This is a genomic window from Pseudarthrobacter sp. TAF60_1, assembly GCF_052113505.1.
Classification (GTDB): domain Bacteria; phylum Actinomycetota; class Actinomycetes; order Actinomycetales; family Micrococcaceae; genus Arthrobacter.
Map to the genome: position 1 here is coordinate 454,143 of NZ_JBFRDI010000003.1, position 14,959 is coordinate 469,101.

Sequence of the window (14,959 nt, forward strand, 5' to 3'; positions counted from 1 at the left end):
TAGGCGGGCATGAGCCGCATCATTGCGGGTGCCGCTGGCGGGACCCCGCTGGCCAGCGTCCCGGGGTCCATGACCCGGCCCACCACGGACCGTGTCAAGGAGGCGCTGTTCTCCCGCCTTGCCGCCTTCGGGATTATTGCCGGTGCCCGTGTCCTGGATCTTTACGCGGGGTCCGGGTCGTTGGGGGTGGAGAGCGGCAGCAGGGGAGCCAGTTCCGTTGACCTGGTGGAATTCGATGCCAAGGCCAGTTCCGTCTGCCAGCGCAACGCTGATCTCATCAACGGCGTGCTTGCCAGCAAGGTTGTCACGGTCCACCGCGGCAAGGTAGAGCCGTTCCTGGAGCGCACTGCGGAGGATGCCCGCTGGGACCTTGTCTTCCTGGATCCGCCCTATCCGTTGGATGAGGTTGCCCTGTCCGCGGTTCTGGCCAAACTCGCGGCCCATCTCGCCCCGGCTGCGGTGGTGGTGGTGGAACGTTCTTCACGCTCGCCGGAACCAGGCTGGCCGGCCGGCCTGGAGCGCTTTGCCGAAAGGAAGTACGGCGAAACCAAGCTCTGGTTCGCGGAACCCTCCGTGCCGGACGCCATCGGGCCCGGTACGGAAGCCACGGAGTAGAGCGTCCCACCGGAGGATGCACCTCCTTCCGAGTTGGAGAAGGGGACAACGGTGGAGCGTCCGCCGTCGTCCCCTTCCGGTCATCCGGCAACCGCTATTTCAGGATCGTGCCCGAAACATCAGGTGCTGACGGCACAATGCCGTACTTGGCCATCAGCTCGCCAAGTTTGCCCAGGGTTACTTCATCTACCTTGCCGTCGAATGCTTCCAGGCGCAGATTCTTGGCTACTGACTCCGGCATCTTCATAAACGCGGGCAACAGTGCCCGGACTTTGTCGGGGTTGCCCTGCGCCAGGGCGAGAGTCTCCGTCATGGCCGCTTGGAAGTCAGCCACCACCTGCGGATTCTGTTGGGCGTAGCTGCCGCTTGTGAAGGTAACCATGGTGGGCAGGCCCGGCACTGCCTCCTGGTTGTTGTAGGTCACCAGCTTGTTGCCATCCGCCAGCAGACCGTAGAGGAATGGTTCGGGAACCCAGACGGCGTCCACGTTCCCTTGGGCCAGCTGGGCCCCCATGTCCTGGAACGGCAGTTCGAGGAACTGGACCCCGCCCGGATCGCCACCCTGTTCGGACACGACTTCCTTGATGGTCAGGTCTCCCTGCGCATTGATGGTGTTGACTGCGACTTTCTTGCCTACGAGGTCCTTGGCCGTGGTAATGCCGGAGGTGGCCTTGGTAACGACGCCATTGATGTCGTTGCCGGTGGCGAGCGAATTGGAGTATCCGGAGACGATCTTCATGTCCAGACCCTTGTTCTTGGCCAAGAGTACGGACAGCGGGTTTCCGACGGAAAAGTTCATCGTTCCGGTAGAGACGGCCGGCAGCATGGCTGCCCCGCCCTGCCCGCTCTGCAATTCGACCTTCAGCTTGTGCTTCGCAAAGATGCCTTCGTCGATGCCCAGCTGGACGGCGGCGGACGGCGCAATCGAGATTACTCCGACGCTGATGTTGCGGACACCATCGCCTCCGGCGGCGGCCGAGGAGGGGGTCGAGCCCGATGGGGATCCGCCGCCGCAGCCGGTGAGCAGCAACGCCGCGGTAAGGCCGACAACAGCAAAGGTGAGTTTCTTCATAACAGTCCACTTCCTTGGGGCGAGTTATCAACGATCGGGGCACTCTTCCAGTCAAACTTCTCGAAGGTCAGCACCGAAGCTACATAGATAACAACCCATATAGTTGAAACTGTCAATGATAATTTTCTCAACTATTTAGATTCCGCACCATAGTTTCTGGAACGGCGGGCGGCGGCGCTGGGCTAAGCCGCGGTTTAGTCCGAGAGTACGTCCAGCTCAACTCCGGCGAGCACCTTTGCCGGGTGCGGGCCGCGGGCGGTCAGCGCCGCTGTCCAGGCGTCGGGCCACGCGAACTGCGTGCCGGCGAGGATGATGTTGCCGGGGTAGCGGCCCGCGAACATCCCGGTCTCCGCGAACGCCGCAACGTCAGTCATAGCCCGCCGCATCGCGGCCACCTGGCTCCGCACCAGCGTGAGGCCCGACTCGTCGCCGACGTTGACGATCAACACACCCCGCGGGGCCAGCCGGGCCGCGGCCTCCTGGTAAAACTCCGTGCAGGCGATGTGCTCCGGGGCCTCCGGTCCGGAAAACATGTCGAGAATGACCACGTCGAAGCGCAGCTCCGCGGGCAGCGTGGCCAGCGACTCCCGGGCATCGCCGATCACGGTGTGCAGCTGGGTCCCGTCCGGCATCGGCAGCTGCTGCAGCACGAAGTCCAGCAGTTCCCGCTCCAGCTCCACTGCGTACTGCAGGGAACCCGGACGGGTGGCCTGGATGTAGCGCGCGAGCGTTAGGGCCCCGGCGCCAAGGTGGAGAGCGGTGATGGGCTCCCCCCACGGAGCTGCGAGATCCACTACGTGGCCGATCCGGCGCAGGTACTCATAGAAGATGTCGGCGGGGTCGGTCAGATCGACGTGGGACTGCTCAGCACCGCCGATGCTGAGTACGAATCCGCCCGCGGTGAACGCATCGGGCTCGATCACGGCGTGCTGCCCGGTGGTCCGCAGGAAACGGGTGGCGGCCCGGGTGCCGTCCGGCTCTGCCATCACAGCTTTCCGCTGAGCGTGGCCAGCCGTGCGGCAGCTTCCTCAAGGACTGCCACCTTCTTGCAGAACGCGAACCTGAGCAGGCTGCGGGTCCGTTCCGCTCCTTGCGGATGGCAAAAGACAGGCACGGGGATTGCGGCAACTCCCACCAAGGCGGGCAGGCGGCGTGCAAGCTCCACCGAGTCGGCAATTCCGAGGGGTGCCGTGTCCACGTTGACGAAGTAGGTGCCCTGCGGGATGAAGACATCGAAGCCTGCGGCGCGGAGGCCCTCGCTCAGGATGTCCCGCTTCTGCTGCAGCGTGGCTGAAATCCCGCGGTAGAACTCGTCCGGCAGCGCCAGCCCGGTGGCAATGGCTGCCTGGAACGGTGTGCCGGAGCTGTAGGTCAGGAACTGCTTGACGGTGCGGACGGCCGCCACCAGGTGTTCCGGTCCGGTCAGCCAGCCGATCTTCCAGCCGGTGAAGGAGAAGGTCTTTCCTGCCGAGGAGATGGTGATGGTCCTTTCGGCGGCGCCGGGCAGCGTTGCGACGGGAATGTGTTTGGCGCCGAACGTAAGGTGCTCGTATACCTCATCGGTGATGATCAGGCAGTCATGCTTCCGGGCAAGCTCGACGACGCGCTCAAGGACCTGGCGGGGGAACACTGCACCGGTGGGATTGTGCGGGTTGTTCAGCAAGACCACCCGGGTACGGTCGGTGAACGCCGTTTCGAGGGCTGCCATGTCCGGGAGGAAGCCGGGGGCAAGCAGCGGGGCCGTGGTGTGGGTGGCACCGGCCAGTCCAATGACGGCGCCGTACGAGTCGTAGAACGGCTCGAAAGTCAGCACCTCATCGGCCGGCCCCACGAACGCCAGCAGGGCGGCCGCGATGGCCTCGGTAGCTCCGGTGGTGACAATGACCTCCGTCTGCGGGTCCGGGGCCAGGTCATAGAACCGGCCCTGGTGGGCGGCGACGGCCTCGCGCAGTTCCGGTATCCCTTTGCCCGGCGCGTACTGGTTGGCCCCCGCCTCGATGGCTGCCATGGCAGCGGCCTTGATCTCAGCCGGCCCGTCCTCGTCCGGAAAGCCCTGTCCCAGGTTGATGGCGCCGGTCAGTACCGCCAGTGTGGTCATCTCTTCGAAGATGGTGACGCCGAGCTGGCCGGCGGGTCCCAGGAGGTTCGCGCCGGCCGCTGTCCGCTGCCACGGAGCAGGTGCTGCGGGCATGGAAAGTTCCCGTGGTGGATGCATCCAGTCATGGTATCCCGGCGTTCCCATGAGGTAGGTTCGGTGCATGAGACGCGCTGTCTGCCCCGGATCCTATGACCCCATCCACAACGGTCACCTCGAGGTCATTGCCCGTGCGGCCGGCCTGTTCGATGAAGTGATTGTTGCTGTTTCCACCAACTATGCCAAGAAGTACAGGTTCAGCCTGGGGGACCGCATCGACATGGCCCGCGAAACACTGGCGTCCCTGCAGGGCATTGTGGTGGAGCCGGTAGGGGAGGGCCTTCTGGCCGAGTATTGCCGGCAGCGGGGTGTGTCCACGATCGTGAAAGGCCTCCGGTCGTCGTCGGATTTCGATTACGAACTCCCGATGGCCACCATGAACCGCCAACTCAGCGGCGTTGAGACGGTGTTCTTGCCGGCCGAGGCACACTACCTGCATTTGTCCTCCACACTCATCAAGGAAGTGGCAAGCCTGGGCGGCAACGTTTCCGACTATGTACCGCGTTCAGTGCAAAAAAGGCTGCTCTCAGGCGAGTCGGCCTAAGACCCACTGCCAAGGGGGTAGGCTTGTCCGGTACTTCGGCGGATTTCCTACGCCCGGTTTGAGTCCCCGCGGCTCTTCAGGCTAAGATGGTACGTCGGTCATATGTTCAACAGGAGTTCTCATTAAACGAGATGCTAGTTCGCCCTTGGTGTTCGACGTCAAGGATCTCGGGCGCAGCCCGGGAAGCATGCGGACGCTGAAGGAGCATGTACCCGCGCCAAGTGATTTTGGCGTGGCACTCATTGGCGTTCAGGAAGGCTCGGATATCGGGCTGGACCTGAGGCTTGAGGCCGTACACGAAGGAATTCTGGTATCAGGAACCGCGGTCGCCGAAGTTACGGGCGAATGTGGTCGATGCCTGGATCCCCTTGCTTATGACCTTGAGGTCAATGTGCAAGAACTTTTCTTCTATGAGGGCGTCCTGCTTTCAGATGAAGAAGACGAAGGAGAGCAACGTCGAGTCGAGCACGATCTAATCGATCTTGAGCCGGTGTTGCGGGACGCAGTTGTAACCATGCTGCCGTTCCAGCCGGTGTGCCGGGAAGACTGCCAGGGCCTTTGCTCCGAATGCGGAGTACGCCTGGAAGACGAGCCGGGGCATCACCACGAGGATGTAGATCCTCGCTGGGCCGCCCTGGCTGACTTGGCTAAGCCTGACCGGCAAAACTGATTTGTACGTGTTTGTCTAGAGAGAAATGAGTTAGCCGTGGCTGTCCCGAAGCGGAAAATGTCTCGCTCGAATACCCGCGCCCGCCGCTCCCAGTGGAAGGCAACTGCCCCCCACCTGGTGAAGACTGTCGAGAACGGCCAGGTTACATACAGCCTGCCGCACCAGGCAAAGGTCGTTACCGACTCGGCTGGCACTGCGCTGTTCCTTGAGTACAAGGGCCGCAAGGTCGCAGACGTCTAATCGGCCCCCAAGGCTGAGATGATATCTTCAACTGAAGAGCTTCTGAAGCGTCTCGGTGTCTCCATTGACGCCGGGACGCTTCGTCTTGCTCTGACACACCGTTCCTACGCCTACGAAAACGGCGGCATCCCCACGAACGAGCGTCTCGAGTTCCTTGGCGACTCCATCCTGGGTTTCTCCGTGACGGACGCCTTGTACCGGGATAACCCGACGCTGCCCGAAGGTGACCTCGCCAAACGCCGCTCCGCGGTCGTCAGCACGCGGGCGCTGGCGGGTATCGGCCGAAGCCTGGGCATCGGGGACTACATCTACCTTGGGCAGGGCGAAAAGCTCACCGAGGGCAAGAACAAGGCCTCCATCCTGGCGGACACCATGGAAGCACTCATCGGTGCCACGTACGTGTCCAACGACATCGAGACGGCACGCCAGCTTGTCATGCGGCTGATCGGCCCGCTCCTGAAGGACGCGGCCGCCCTCGGCGCGGGAACCGACTGGAAAACCAGCATCCAGGAACTTGCCGCCAGCCGCCAGCTCGGCACCATCTTTTATGCAGTCGACGGCGCAGGCCCGGACCATGCCCGTACCTTCAAAGCTGTTCTGAACATCGGCGGCAAGCCGTACGGTAGTGGCTCGGGCCATTCCAAGAAGGAAGCCGAGCAGGAAGCTGCCGCGGACGCTTGGCGTGCTCTTTCCGCACCCAAGGAAGCCGCTGCCGGTGGATCAGCCGAGCCCGCACCCGGCGTCTAGGGCCAGCCTTGCCCGAACTGCCTGAAGTTGAAGTGGTCCGCCGCGGGCTGGTGAGCTGGCTCCGCGGCCGGACCATCGTGTCAGTTGACGTCCTGGACCCCCGTTCCCTCCGTCGCCACGCCCTGGGTCCGGAGGACTTTGTCGGCAACCTCCAGGGCGCCACGGTGGTGGATGTGGTGCGGCGCGGGAAGTTCCTGTGGATGCCACTGCGCGAGGCCCCCTCGTCGCCTCCTGCCGCAAGCTCACCGGAACAGGCCGGCCCTGCCGTCGCCCTCATGGCACACCTTGGCATGAGCGGCCAGCTACTGATGCAGGATCCCTCAGTACCGGACGAAAAGCACCTGAAGGTCCGCCTCCACCTGAGCCCCAGTGACGGCATGCCGGATGAACTGCGGTTTGTGGACCAGCGCATTTTTGGCGGGCTGTTCGTGACGGGCATGGTCCCCACGGACGACGGCGGCCCTGGCGGCCTCGCCGAATCGCCGCTTCCACTTATTGCCGAAGAGGCAGCGCACATCGCCCGGGATCCGCTGGATCCGGCATTTTCCTTCGAGCTCTTCTATAGCCGGCTTAGGAAACGCAGGACCGGCCTCAAACGCGCCCTTTTGGATCAGGGACTGGTCTCGGGCATCGGCAACATCTACGCAGACGAGTCGCTCTGGCGGGCCGGCCTGCATTACGCCCGGCCCACGGACAAGCTGCGGCGCTCCGAGGCGCAACGCGTCATCACCAGCGCCCGCGAGGTCATGCTGGACGCCCTCGACGCCGGTGGGACCAGCTTCGACTCCCTGTACGTGAACGTCAACGGCGCTTCCGGCTACTTCGACCGCTCGCTGAATGCGTACGGCAGGGAGGGACAGCCCTGCAACCGGTGCGCCGCCGTCGGAATTAACTCCCTCATCCGCCGCGAACAGTTCATGAACCGGTCGTCCTACACATGCCCGGTATGCCAGCCGCGTCCACGGAACGGGCGCTGGTAGGCCGAAAACGAAAGTCTGCGGATTCTGTGGTTCCCCAATGTGGGTTCCCTTGGCAGACTGACCCCATGAAAGTCTGGGGCGTTACTACCGCGGTGGCCTGGGCGAAGCCATGATCGCGAAGAAACTGGTACTCGCCGGTGTTATAGCAGCCGTTGCCCTGGGCGGTACGGCTGTGGTGCTGGATCAGATGTCACCGGCCAGCGAAGCCCCGCCCACAGCGGGCGCCGGTCCCGGCCCTGCGGACAGTAGTTTCCCGCAGCCTACCGGAACGGGAACCGGCGGGGCCGGAGACGCCACGCAGTCGCCGTCTAGTGTGTCGGTACCCCCTGACGCACGCGTGTCACCGTCGCCGGCCGCCCTAATCCGAACTCCCCTGCCTGCTTCGGCGTCAGCCCAAGGCAAGGTCGTCGATGGCTTCCCGGTCAACGTCGTGACTTTCCCGGACCGGACTGTCATGACGTCTACGAGTGTGAGCTCGGATGATCGGACGCTGCAGGTCAGTGCCGTCGGAATTGTGGACCTAAGTCCAGCGCAAACGACGGGTTATTTCCAGCAGTCCTTGCTGGCGCTGGGCTTCCAGCCCGAATCCGTGGCCTCCGGGGACGGCCGCTCCATTCGCCTCTCGCGCGGGACTGACACCGTGACGGTATCCATAACGACGACGGGCGCCGGCAGCACGCGCTTCACACTTCAAGGCACCCTCCATGCGTAAACGGACCAACACCTGATGTACATCTCCGTGTCAGACCGCAGGGGCGGCAAAAAGGACGAAGAAGTGGCTGCAGGTGCCCGAACCCGCAGACCCGAAACCCGGTTCAAAGTCTCGCACACCATCGTGTGGCTTGGCGTTGTCAGCATGTTCACCGACGTCTCCTCGGAGTCGGTAGCCGCCATCCTGCCCTTGTACGTCACCGGCTTCCTGGGCCTGTCGACTATTGCCTTCGGAATCATCGACGGCATCAACCAAGGTGCAAGCGCCGTAGTGCGGATAGGCGCAGGGTGGGTCTCAGACCGCACCGGACAGCCCAAGCTGGTGGCGGCAGCAGGCTATGGGCTCTCTGCTGTTGCCCGAATAGGGTTCCTCTTCGCCGGCGGTTTCTGGTCAATAGCCGGTGTCGTTACTGGAGACAGGATCGGAAAAGGCTTAAGGACGGCCCCTCGCGATGCCTTGATCTCGGCGTCGGCCCAGCCCGAGTACCTTGCCAGGTCGTTCGGGGTCCACCGCATGCTGGACAGCATTGGTGCCGCCGCCGGCCCGCTGCTGGCATTTCTGGTGCTGGTGCTGATCCCCAACGGCTTCAGCACGGTTTTTATCATCTCCCTCGCATTCGCCGTGTTAGGTGTAGCCGTCCTGGTGCTCATGGTTCCAGGCCGTGTGCGCGGCGCGACTTCTGAAGTGGGGGGTGTCCGGCGTTCGCCATTCCGATGGTCCCGACTGCGCTGGATTACCCTGAAGAATCAGGGGCTGGCACGGCTCCTGGTGACGGCTGGCCTGCTGGGTTTCCTCACTATCGGCGACGGGTTCATCTACCTGCTCCTGCAGAACAGGGGTTCCTTTGCTGTCCAGTGGTTTCCGATGCTCTTTGTCGGAACCAACGTGGTCTACCTTTTGTTCGCTATCCCGCTCGGCAAGCTGGCCGACCGCTGGGGGCGGATCCCCGTGTTCCTTTGCGGTCACCTGGCCTTGCTGGCTTGTTACATCCTGGCGGCGCTGCCGTTTGCCGGCCTCGGCTCCACGATTGGGTGCCTGGTCCTGCTGGGCCTGTTCTACGCTGCTACCGACGGCGTCCTTGCCGCGATAGTCACCCAACTTTCGCCCGTCGCAAGCCTGGCCACCGCCCTGGGCGCCGCGCAGACGGTGGTAGCCCTAAGCCGGATGGCCGCAGCAACAGCATTCGGCGTGCTCTGGTTCCTGCTCGGGCCGGTGACCGCCGTGGTCTGGGTAGCCGTAGTGCTTGCCGCAGCCCTGGGTGCGGGCACGTTCCTTACGGGCGGCTTCCGCCGGTGGACGGCGGCACGATGAACCCCAGGCGCCGCTGGCAGGTCCTGCTCGCCGTGGTGCTGCTGGTGGCCGGCGGCACTACCGCGTACGCCGCCTCTGCGTTCCAGACAGCAAAAAGCAGCCAGATCGCGGACTCGGCGGTGGATTCGGTCGCGGCCCTAGCATTACCAGCCGAGCCCTTCATCATGTTCCGGAATACGGCCCCCGGACAGGGGTTCGGGGAGGCCGCAACCGTCGCTTTGGCTGACCCGTCAGGCCAGCGCGCGCTCAGTGGCCACGCCTGCGACCGCGTTTATGCTGTGCGGGACCTAGCCGTGTGCCTGCTCACCAAGAATGAGATTCCCACCAACTTTGAAGCGACGGTCTACAACGGTTCACTGGCTGCCGTCGAAACCTGGCCATTGGCGGGCGTTCCCAGCCGCACCCGCATCAGTCCCGACGGGACGCTCCTGGCCACCACAGTTTTTGTCTCTGGACACTCGTATTCCGGCGCCGGGTTTTCCACCGAAACGCTGATTCGCGGCCGCGACGGCACCGTCCATGGAAACCTTGAAGAATTCGCCCTGTTCCTCGGTGGGTCGCAGATCAAGGCTACTGACCGAAATATCTGGGGTGTGACCTTCGTTCCGGGCCAGCCCGACGCCTTTTACGCCACTGCTTCCTCGCAAGGGAAGATCTGGTTACTGCGTGGGAGCCTAAACGAGCGGACCCTCACCGTCACCGGCACTGGTATCGAGTGTCCGTCAGTATCCCCCGACGGGACCAGGATCGCCTATAAGAAGAGTGTCACTGGCTCCTTGGTAGGACACCGCAACATCGCCGTCCTCGAACTCGCCACAGGCACCGAAACGATCCTTGCCGAACAGCGTGACATCGACGATCAGATGGAATGGCTCGACGCCCGTACGGTTGTCTACGGCGTTCCGCGCGACGACTCCGGACAGGACAGCGACGTGTGGTCCGCTTCCATCGATCCGGGGGTGCAGCCCTCCCTCCTCATCGAGCACGCCTGGTCTCCGGCGGTGGTCCGGCAGTAAGGCCCGGCTCATCCTGGCAGCTGAAGTCCGCCATAGTGTTCGGCCAGCTTCGCCAGGCCCTCGTCCAGTGAGACGGCAGGGGTCCAGTCGAGGAGCGCGCGGGTCTCGCGCTGGTCGAACCAGTGGGCGGTGGAGAGCTGCTCGGCGAGGAACCGCGTCATCGGCGGCTCATCTTCCCTGCCGGAGCCGGCCCAGATTTTTTCCACCACGGATCCCGCCGCACGTGCAAGCCTGCCTGGCACCCGCCACGATGGCGCCGGCACTCCGCCCGCGGCACAGATGCCAGCCAGCAGTTCACCAATCGGGCGGGGTTCGCCGTTGGTGACCACGAGCGCCCGGCCGTGGACGTGCTCCATGCGGTGCAGCCCGGCGACGATGGCTGCGGCTGCGTTGTCCACGTAGGTGGTGTCGATCAGGGCGGCGCCGGCATCGAGCAGCGGCAGGCGGCCATGGGCGGCGCGCTCCAGCACCCGTTCCACCAACTGGGTGTCGCCGGGGCCCCAGACAATGTGGGGGCGCACGGCGGCGGCCCGAAGATTCGGTGAGTCGGCAGCCAGTGCCAGCAGTTCGGCGGCCGCTTTGGTTCGGGAGTAATCGCCGTGCGCCCGGTCCGGGTCTGCCCGCTCGGCTCCCAGCCCGGCGATGGCGGCCCCGGAGTTGGCAACGGAAGGGGAGGAAACGAACACCAGGTCCCGCACACCTGCCTCGCGGGCGGCACGCAGCAGGTGGCGTGTCCCTTCAACATTGACTTCCTCGAAGTCAGCGGCGCGGCCGGTGAAGGAGACCTTCGCTGCCAGATGGACGACGCCTTCGGAACCGGCAACAGCGCCACGGACGGCGTCCTCGTCCGTCACGGACCCCAAAAAGTCTGTGGCGCCGTCGACCCCTGAAGCTCGGCGCTGGAACGTGGTGACGGTGTGGCCCTGCCGCACCAGCAGCCGGGCCACTTCGCGTCCGAGCAGCCCGCTCGCACCGGTGACGAGCACCCTCACGGCGTGCCCGGACGGCCGCCGGCCAGAACGCGGGACGCCCACCGCGACAGGCGGGTCCTGTCGATTTTGGCGTTGTGGCGGATATCGGTTGGTTGGGAGGGGACTGCGAGCACGGCAGAGACGCTGACGCCCGCCAGCCGCGCCGCCTTCCGTACCCGCCCGGCGAGTTGCGGCGCGGCAGGACCGGCCCGGCGCGCAGGAGGCACCGTCTCGACGACGGCCACGACGGCCTGCGTCCCGGCGGGACCAACCCCGACGACCGCGGCCAGCCCGACGTCGGACAGGCGTTCGATGGCCTGCTCGGCGCCCACGGGCGTGACCACGGAACCTGGCGCCGTCACGACGTGCGCCAGCCGTCCTTCCACCCAGAGGCGGCCGGCGGCGTCAAAGTGACCGACGTCGCCGGTACGGTGCCAGCCGGCCGTGCGGATACTTTCGCGCTGCGTGAGCCACAGCCTGTCATAGGCGTCCTTCACATGTGGGGCGCTGACAAGGATCTCCCCGGTCACTCCCGCCTCCGTGAGGGGGTGGCTACCGGGGGCAGTCCCGTCCGCAGCGAGCGGGATAACGGCCACCTTGGCGCCGTGCACCGGCAGGCCTACACACACCCCGTTGCCGGCTCCGGCCATGGTCCCTGTTGCGGCGTCGGCTTCGGCAACGCGGATCTCTTCAAGACTGATGTCGGTGACGGGCAGCGCCTCGGTCATGCCGTAGGGAGTGTGCAGCGAGGCCCGCGGCAGCAGCTGCTGAACCTCTGCGAGGAGGGGCTCGGGGACCGGCGCGCCGGCGGAGAGCAGCAGTTCCACGCGCCCCAGGGCATCGTGCGCGGCGGGGCTCAGGCTGCCCATGGTCGCCAGGACGTTGCGCAGGGCCGCGGGCGAGGCGAACACCACGGTGGCGTCAATGGCCGCGGCGGCGTCTGCCAGCGCGGTGGCGGTCAGGGTGCGGGGTGCGGTGACGTCCATCGCGGGCGTCACCGAAACTGCCCCGAGGGCCGGTCCCAGGAGCGCGAAGGGGGCGAAGCCCGCCACCAGCCGTGCCGCCGGACGGATCCCCAATGTCACGGCCAGGGTATCCCGCATCGCGGCCAGCTGCCGGTGCGTGTAGAGCACGCCCTTGGCAGGACCGGTGGAACCTGAGGTGAAGAGCACCGCGGCGGGTGCATCCGGGCCGGGACCCGCGTCCGGATGCTGAACGTCCGACGGCGTTTCCTGGCTGAGGCTGCGGCCGCCGCGGGCGAGGACGTCGAGAGAGGTTTCGACGCCGAGGAGGCGGCTGCGGGCAGCGGGCAGCTCCCGCACACTGATCCGCCGTCCAGGCCAGCCGAGCACCGAGGCGGCGGCCAGCGCCTTGTCGATTCCGATGAGGAAATCCGGCGTGGCGCCCTTCACCGCACGGCTCAGGCCAAGGGTGCCGAGCCCGGCGTCGGCCACAACCACCACCGCGCCGAGCCGCAGGCAGGCGTAGAGCACCACGGTCAAATCCACACCAGGCGGAACCATCAGGCTCACCCGGCAGCCATGCCCTACGCCGGCTTGCTGCAGGCCCGCCGCGAGGACGGCGATGTTCTGTTCCAGCTCACGCCAGCTGAGCGAGCGGGAGACGCCACCGTCCGTAGCCATCTCCGCGACGGCGGTGTCCCCGCCGTCGGGTCCTGCTGCCAGTTCGGTGAGCGGCGCCCAGAGGGGCGGGACGCCGGTGCCTGGCTGGTGGGTTCCGGCGTTACGCTCCAGTTCAGGAGCGCCGGACTTGGCGCCCGTCAGCTGTAAGCCGGATGCATCGTCCCGGCCGAGCCCGGCCAGCCACCCGAAGACGGGGGCGGCGATGTCCCGGTCTTCGGCAACGAGGTGCCCGGCGCCCTCAAAGCGGTGCACTTGCGCGTGTGGCAGCCGGCCGATGAGGTCCTTGAGGTACCGGTCGGAAAAGATCGGATCCCGCGGGCCCCAGAGCATCAGCGCGGGGACCCGCAGTCCACGAAGCCCGTCGGCGACGCGTTTGAGTTCCGGGTAGCTGGGATGGGACGGGTCTGCCGGTATGTCGGCGACAAAGTTTCCGACGCCGGCGCGGCGGTCGGCGCTGCGGTAGGGGGCCATGAAGGCGCCGCGGATGTCCGCGGGCAGCGGCGGGTGGGCCAAAGCATGCGTCACCCGCAGGAAGGTGTCCGACGTCGTCGTTCCCCAGCGGTGTACGGCAGGGTGCAGGGCGAGCCGCAGCGCCGGAGGGATGGGGGAGCCGGCGGGCTGATTAACCGCGGTGTTGGTCAGCACCACTCCGGCGAGCTGCTCCTGGTGTGCCAGGGCCCAGCCGAGGCTAATGACGCCGCCCCAGTCGTGGCCGACGGTGACCACTGGCCCGTCCAGCTCCAGGGCGGCGGTGAGGTCGCCCAAATCGTTGATGCGGTCTTCCAGGCGCCGGAATGTGCCGGTGCGCTCGGAGAAACCCATATCCAACTGGTCCACAGCCACCACCCGCCACGGCTGGGCGGTATCTGTTCCGGCAGCCAGCAACGTGCGCCACAGGAAGGACCACGTCGGGTTGCCGTGCACGCACAGCAGGGTCCCGGCAGGAACGAGGCCCCGGCGGGAGAGCTGCGCACCGTTATCGAGCAGATGCCAGCTGCGCACCGCTCCGGGTGTATCCGCGGACGAGGTGGATGTCACCTCGATTTCCCGGGACCATTCAGGGTCGACGCCGGGCCAGTCGGCGGCTACCACACGATCTCCAGCAGGGCGGTGTTGAGGCCGGAGCCGACGCCCATGCACAGCACCCTGTCGCCCGCTCCAAGGGTCTGGGCTTCGGCCGCCAGGGTCATGGGGAGGGAGGCCGGGCCCACGTTGCCCCAGTGAGGGAACGTTATGGGCACTTTGTCCGGATCCAGACCGACTGCGTTGATGATTGCCTGCGTGTAGGCGTTACTCACCTGATGCGTGACGTACCTGTCCATCGCGGCCCAGTCCCACTCCGGCTTGGCCTCGTGCCACGCGTCGACCACCAGCTGCAGGCCGCCATCAAGCAGGCCTTTGGTGTCTGTGGCCATGCCGTCGATGCCGCCCACGCACAGTTCATGGTGCTCAGTGCCGGCGCGCATCACGCCCCCGATGATCCGATGCGCTCCGGGGTGCTGGTCCGCCGGGCCCAGCACGGCTGCGGCGGCGCCGGAACCTAATGTGAGCGTGGCGAACTCACGGCCAAAGTCCTCGCGGGTGGTTTCGGGCCGCTGCAGCCGGGCCAGGGTGGCCTCCTGCGTGGCCTGGGCATCTTCACCGTTGACGATCATGGCGTACTTAATCTGCCCGGAGTCGATCATGTTGGCCGCCAGCGTCAGGCCGTTGACGAAGCCGAGGCATGCGTTGGCCAGGTCGAAGTTCATGGCCGACGACGGCAGGCTGAGCCCGTGATGGATCTTCACCGCCACTGACGGTTCGAGGCTGCGCCGCGTGACCGAGGTGTTGATCAGCAGACCCACCTCGGAGGCCTCGACGCCGGATTCAGCCAGGGCCTTCGCGCCAGCCTCGATGGCGGCGTCATCGAACGCTGTACCGGGTGCCCACCAGCGCCGGTGGGTGATGCCTGCCACCCTTTCAAGTAGCCTGGGTGGGAACTTCAAGCGCCGCAGGGTGGGGGCCAGCCTGCGATCGAAATCCGCGGAACTGACGATCTTTGGAGCTTCGACGCTGCTCACCGAGAGCAGCGCGGTGTTCTTGTGCCGGAATGTTGCATTCCCTGTCAAAATTAAGCCCCTATTCGTGTCTGTACTGCGCGCTCCGGTGGCTGACCGCACCATCGAGCACCAGCCCAAGTGCTTAACTATGCCGCGTCCGGGCCAGTTCCTGCACATGCCACCGGCCTCGGCTCCGCGCGGATCA

General features: G+C 65.7%; 15 protein-coding genes. 9 read left to right on the plus strand and 6 right to left on the minus strand.

Annotated features, from left to right (window positions below; translation table 11 throughout):
- Nucleotides 1–9: 9 nt before the first annotated feature.
- Nucleotides 10–615, plus strand: a complete 606-nt coding sequence (gene rsmD, locus AB4Y73_RS05645; protein WP_441869649.1) for a 16S rRNA (guanine(966)-N(2))-methyltransferase RsmD — start codon at nucleotides 10–12, stop codon at nucleotides 613–615.
- 94 nt (nucleotides 616–709) lie between these two features.
- On the opposite strand, the gene AB4Y73_RS05650 is transcribed toward rsmD, so the two are convergent.
- The 3 genes from AB4Y73_RS05650 to AB4Y73_RS05660 form a co-directional block, all read right to left on the minus strand.
- Nucleotides 710–1,687: an ABC transporter substrate-binding protein gene (locus tag AB4Y73_RS05650; protein ID WP_441869652.1), complete on the minus strand. Its 978-nt coding sequence runs from the start codon at nucleotides 1,685–1,687 to the stop codon at nucleotides 710–712.
- Nucleotides 1,688–1,881: 194 nt separating this feature from the next.
- Nucleotides 1,882–2,673, minus strand: coding sequence for a spermidine synthase (locus tag AB4Y73_RS05655; protein ID WP_441869655.1), 792 nt, complete (start codon nucleotides 2,671–2,673; stop codon nucleotides 1,882–1,884).
- Nucleotides 2,673–3,902 (minus strand): aminotransferase class I/II-fold pyridoxal phosphate-dependent enzyme, encoded by a 1,230-nt coding sequence (locus AB4Y73_RS05660; protein WP_441869658.1) that lies wholly within the window; start codon nucleotides 3,900–3,902, stop codon nucleotides 2,673–2,675. Before AB4Y73_RS05660 ends, AB4Y73_RS05655 begins: the two co-directional genes overlap by 1 nt.
- Nucleotides 3,903–3,945: 43 nt before the next feature.
- Between AB4Y73_RS05660 and coaD the strand changes: the two genes are divergently transcribed.
- The 8 genes from coaD to AB4Y73_RS05700 all read left to right on the plus strand — a co-directional run bounded on the left by coaD (nucleotide 3,946) and on the right by AB4Y73_RS05700 (nucleotide 10,101).
- Complete coding sequence (gene coaD / locus AB4Y73_RS05665; protein WP_441869660.1) at nucleotides 3,946–4,425, plus strand: pantetheine-phosphate adenylyltransferase; 480 nt, start codon at nucleotides 3,946–3,948, stop codon at nucleotides 4,423–4,425.
- A gap of 145 nt (nucleotides 4,426–4,570) precedes the next feature.
- Nucleotides 4,571–5,095 carry a YceD family protein gene (locus AB4Y73_RS05670; RefSeq protein WP_441869663.1) on the plus strand — a complete coding sequence of 175 codons (525 nt, stop codon included), beginning with the start codon at nucleotides 4,571–4,573 and terminating at the stop codon, nucleotides 5,093–5,095.
- Between the two features lie 36 nt (nucleotides 5,096–5,131).
- The gene (gene rpmF, locus AB4Y73_RS05675; protein WP_009356569.1) at nucleotides 5,132–5,335 is read left to right on the plus strand and encodes a 50S ribosomal protein L32; all 204 of its coding nucleotides are present in this window, start codon (nucleotides 5,132–5,134) and stop codon (nucleotides 5,333–5,335) included.
- 21 nt (nucleotides 5,336–5,356) lie between these two features.
- The gene (gene rnc / locus AB4Y73_RS05680; protein ID WP_441869823.1) at nucleotides 5,357–6,082 is read left to right on the plus strand and encodes a ribonuclease III; all 726 of its coding nucleotides are present in this window, start codon (nucleotides 5,357–5,359) and stop codon (nucleotides 6,080–6,082) included.
- A gap of 8 nt (nucleotides 6,083–6,090) precedes the next feature.
- Nucleotides 6,091–7,062, plus strand: a complete 972-nt coding sequence (mutM, locus tag AB4Y73_RS05685; protein WP_441869666.1) for a bifunctional DNA-formamidopyrimidine glycosylase/DNA-(apurinic or apyrimidinic site) lyase — start codon at nucleotides 6,091–6,093, stop codon at nucleotides 7,060–7,062.
- 109 nt (nucleotides 7,063–7,171) lie between these two features.
- Entirely contained in the window at nucleotides 7,172–7,774 is a 603-nt protein-coding gene (locus AB4Y73_RS05690; RefSeq protein WP_441869669.1) for a hypothetical protein, read from the plus strand.
- Between the two features lie 15 nt (nucleotides 7,775–7,789).
- Nucleotides 7,790–9,085, plus strand: coding sequence for an MFS transporter (locus AB4Y73_RS05695; RefSeq protein ID WP_441869672.1), 1,296 nt, complete (start codon nucleotides 7,790–7,792; stop codon nucleotides 9,083–9,085).
- Nucleotides 9,082–10,101: a TolB family protein gene (locus AB4Y73_RS05700; RefSeq protein ID WP_441869675.1), complete on the plus strand. Its 1,020-nt coding sequence runs from the start codon at nucleotides 9,082–9,084 to the stop codon at nucleotides 10,099–10,101. The genes AB4Y73_RS05695 and AB4Y73_RS05700 overlap by 4 nt, the downstream gene beginning before the upstream one ends.
- An 8-nt stretch (nucleotides 10,102–10,109) precedes the next feature.
- Here the strand turns inward: AB4Y73_RS05700 and AB4Y73_RS05705 are convergent, their stop codons facing one another.
- The 3 genes from AB4Y73_RS05705 to AB4Y73_RS05715 are packed head-to-tail and all read right to left on the minus strand — an operon-like array spanning nucleotide 10,110 to nucleotide 14,823.
- Complete coding sequence (locus tag AB4Y73_RS05705) at nucleotides 10,110–11,093, minus strand: NAD-dependent epimerase/dehydratase family protein (protein ID WP_441869678.1); 984 nt, start codon at nucleotides 11,091–11,093, stop codon at nucleotides 10,110–10,112.
- Entirely contained in the window at nucleotides 11,090–13,807 is a 2,718-nt protein-coding gene (locus AB4Y73_RS05710; RefSeq protein WP_441869681.1) for an alpha/beta fold hydrolase, read from the minus strand. Before AB4Y73_RS05710 ends, AB4Y73_RS05705 begins: the two co-directional genes overlap by 4 nt.
- Nucleotides 13,801–14,823 carry a 3-oxoacyl-ACP synthase III gene (locus AB4Y73_RS05715; protein ID WP_441869684.1) on the minus strand — a complete coding sequence of 341 codons (1,023 nt, stop codon included), beginning with the start codon at nucleotides 14,821–14,823 and terminating at the stop codon, nucleotides 13,801–13,803. The genes AB4Y73_RS05710 and AB4Y73_RS05715 overlap by 7 nt, the downstream gene beginning before the upstream one ends.
- Nucleotides 14,824–14,959: the final 136 nt, after the last annotated feature.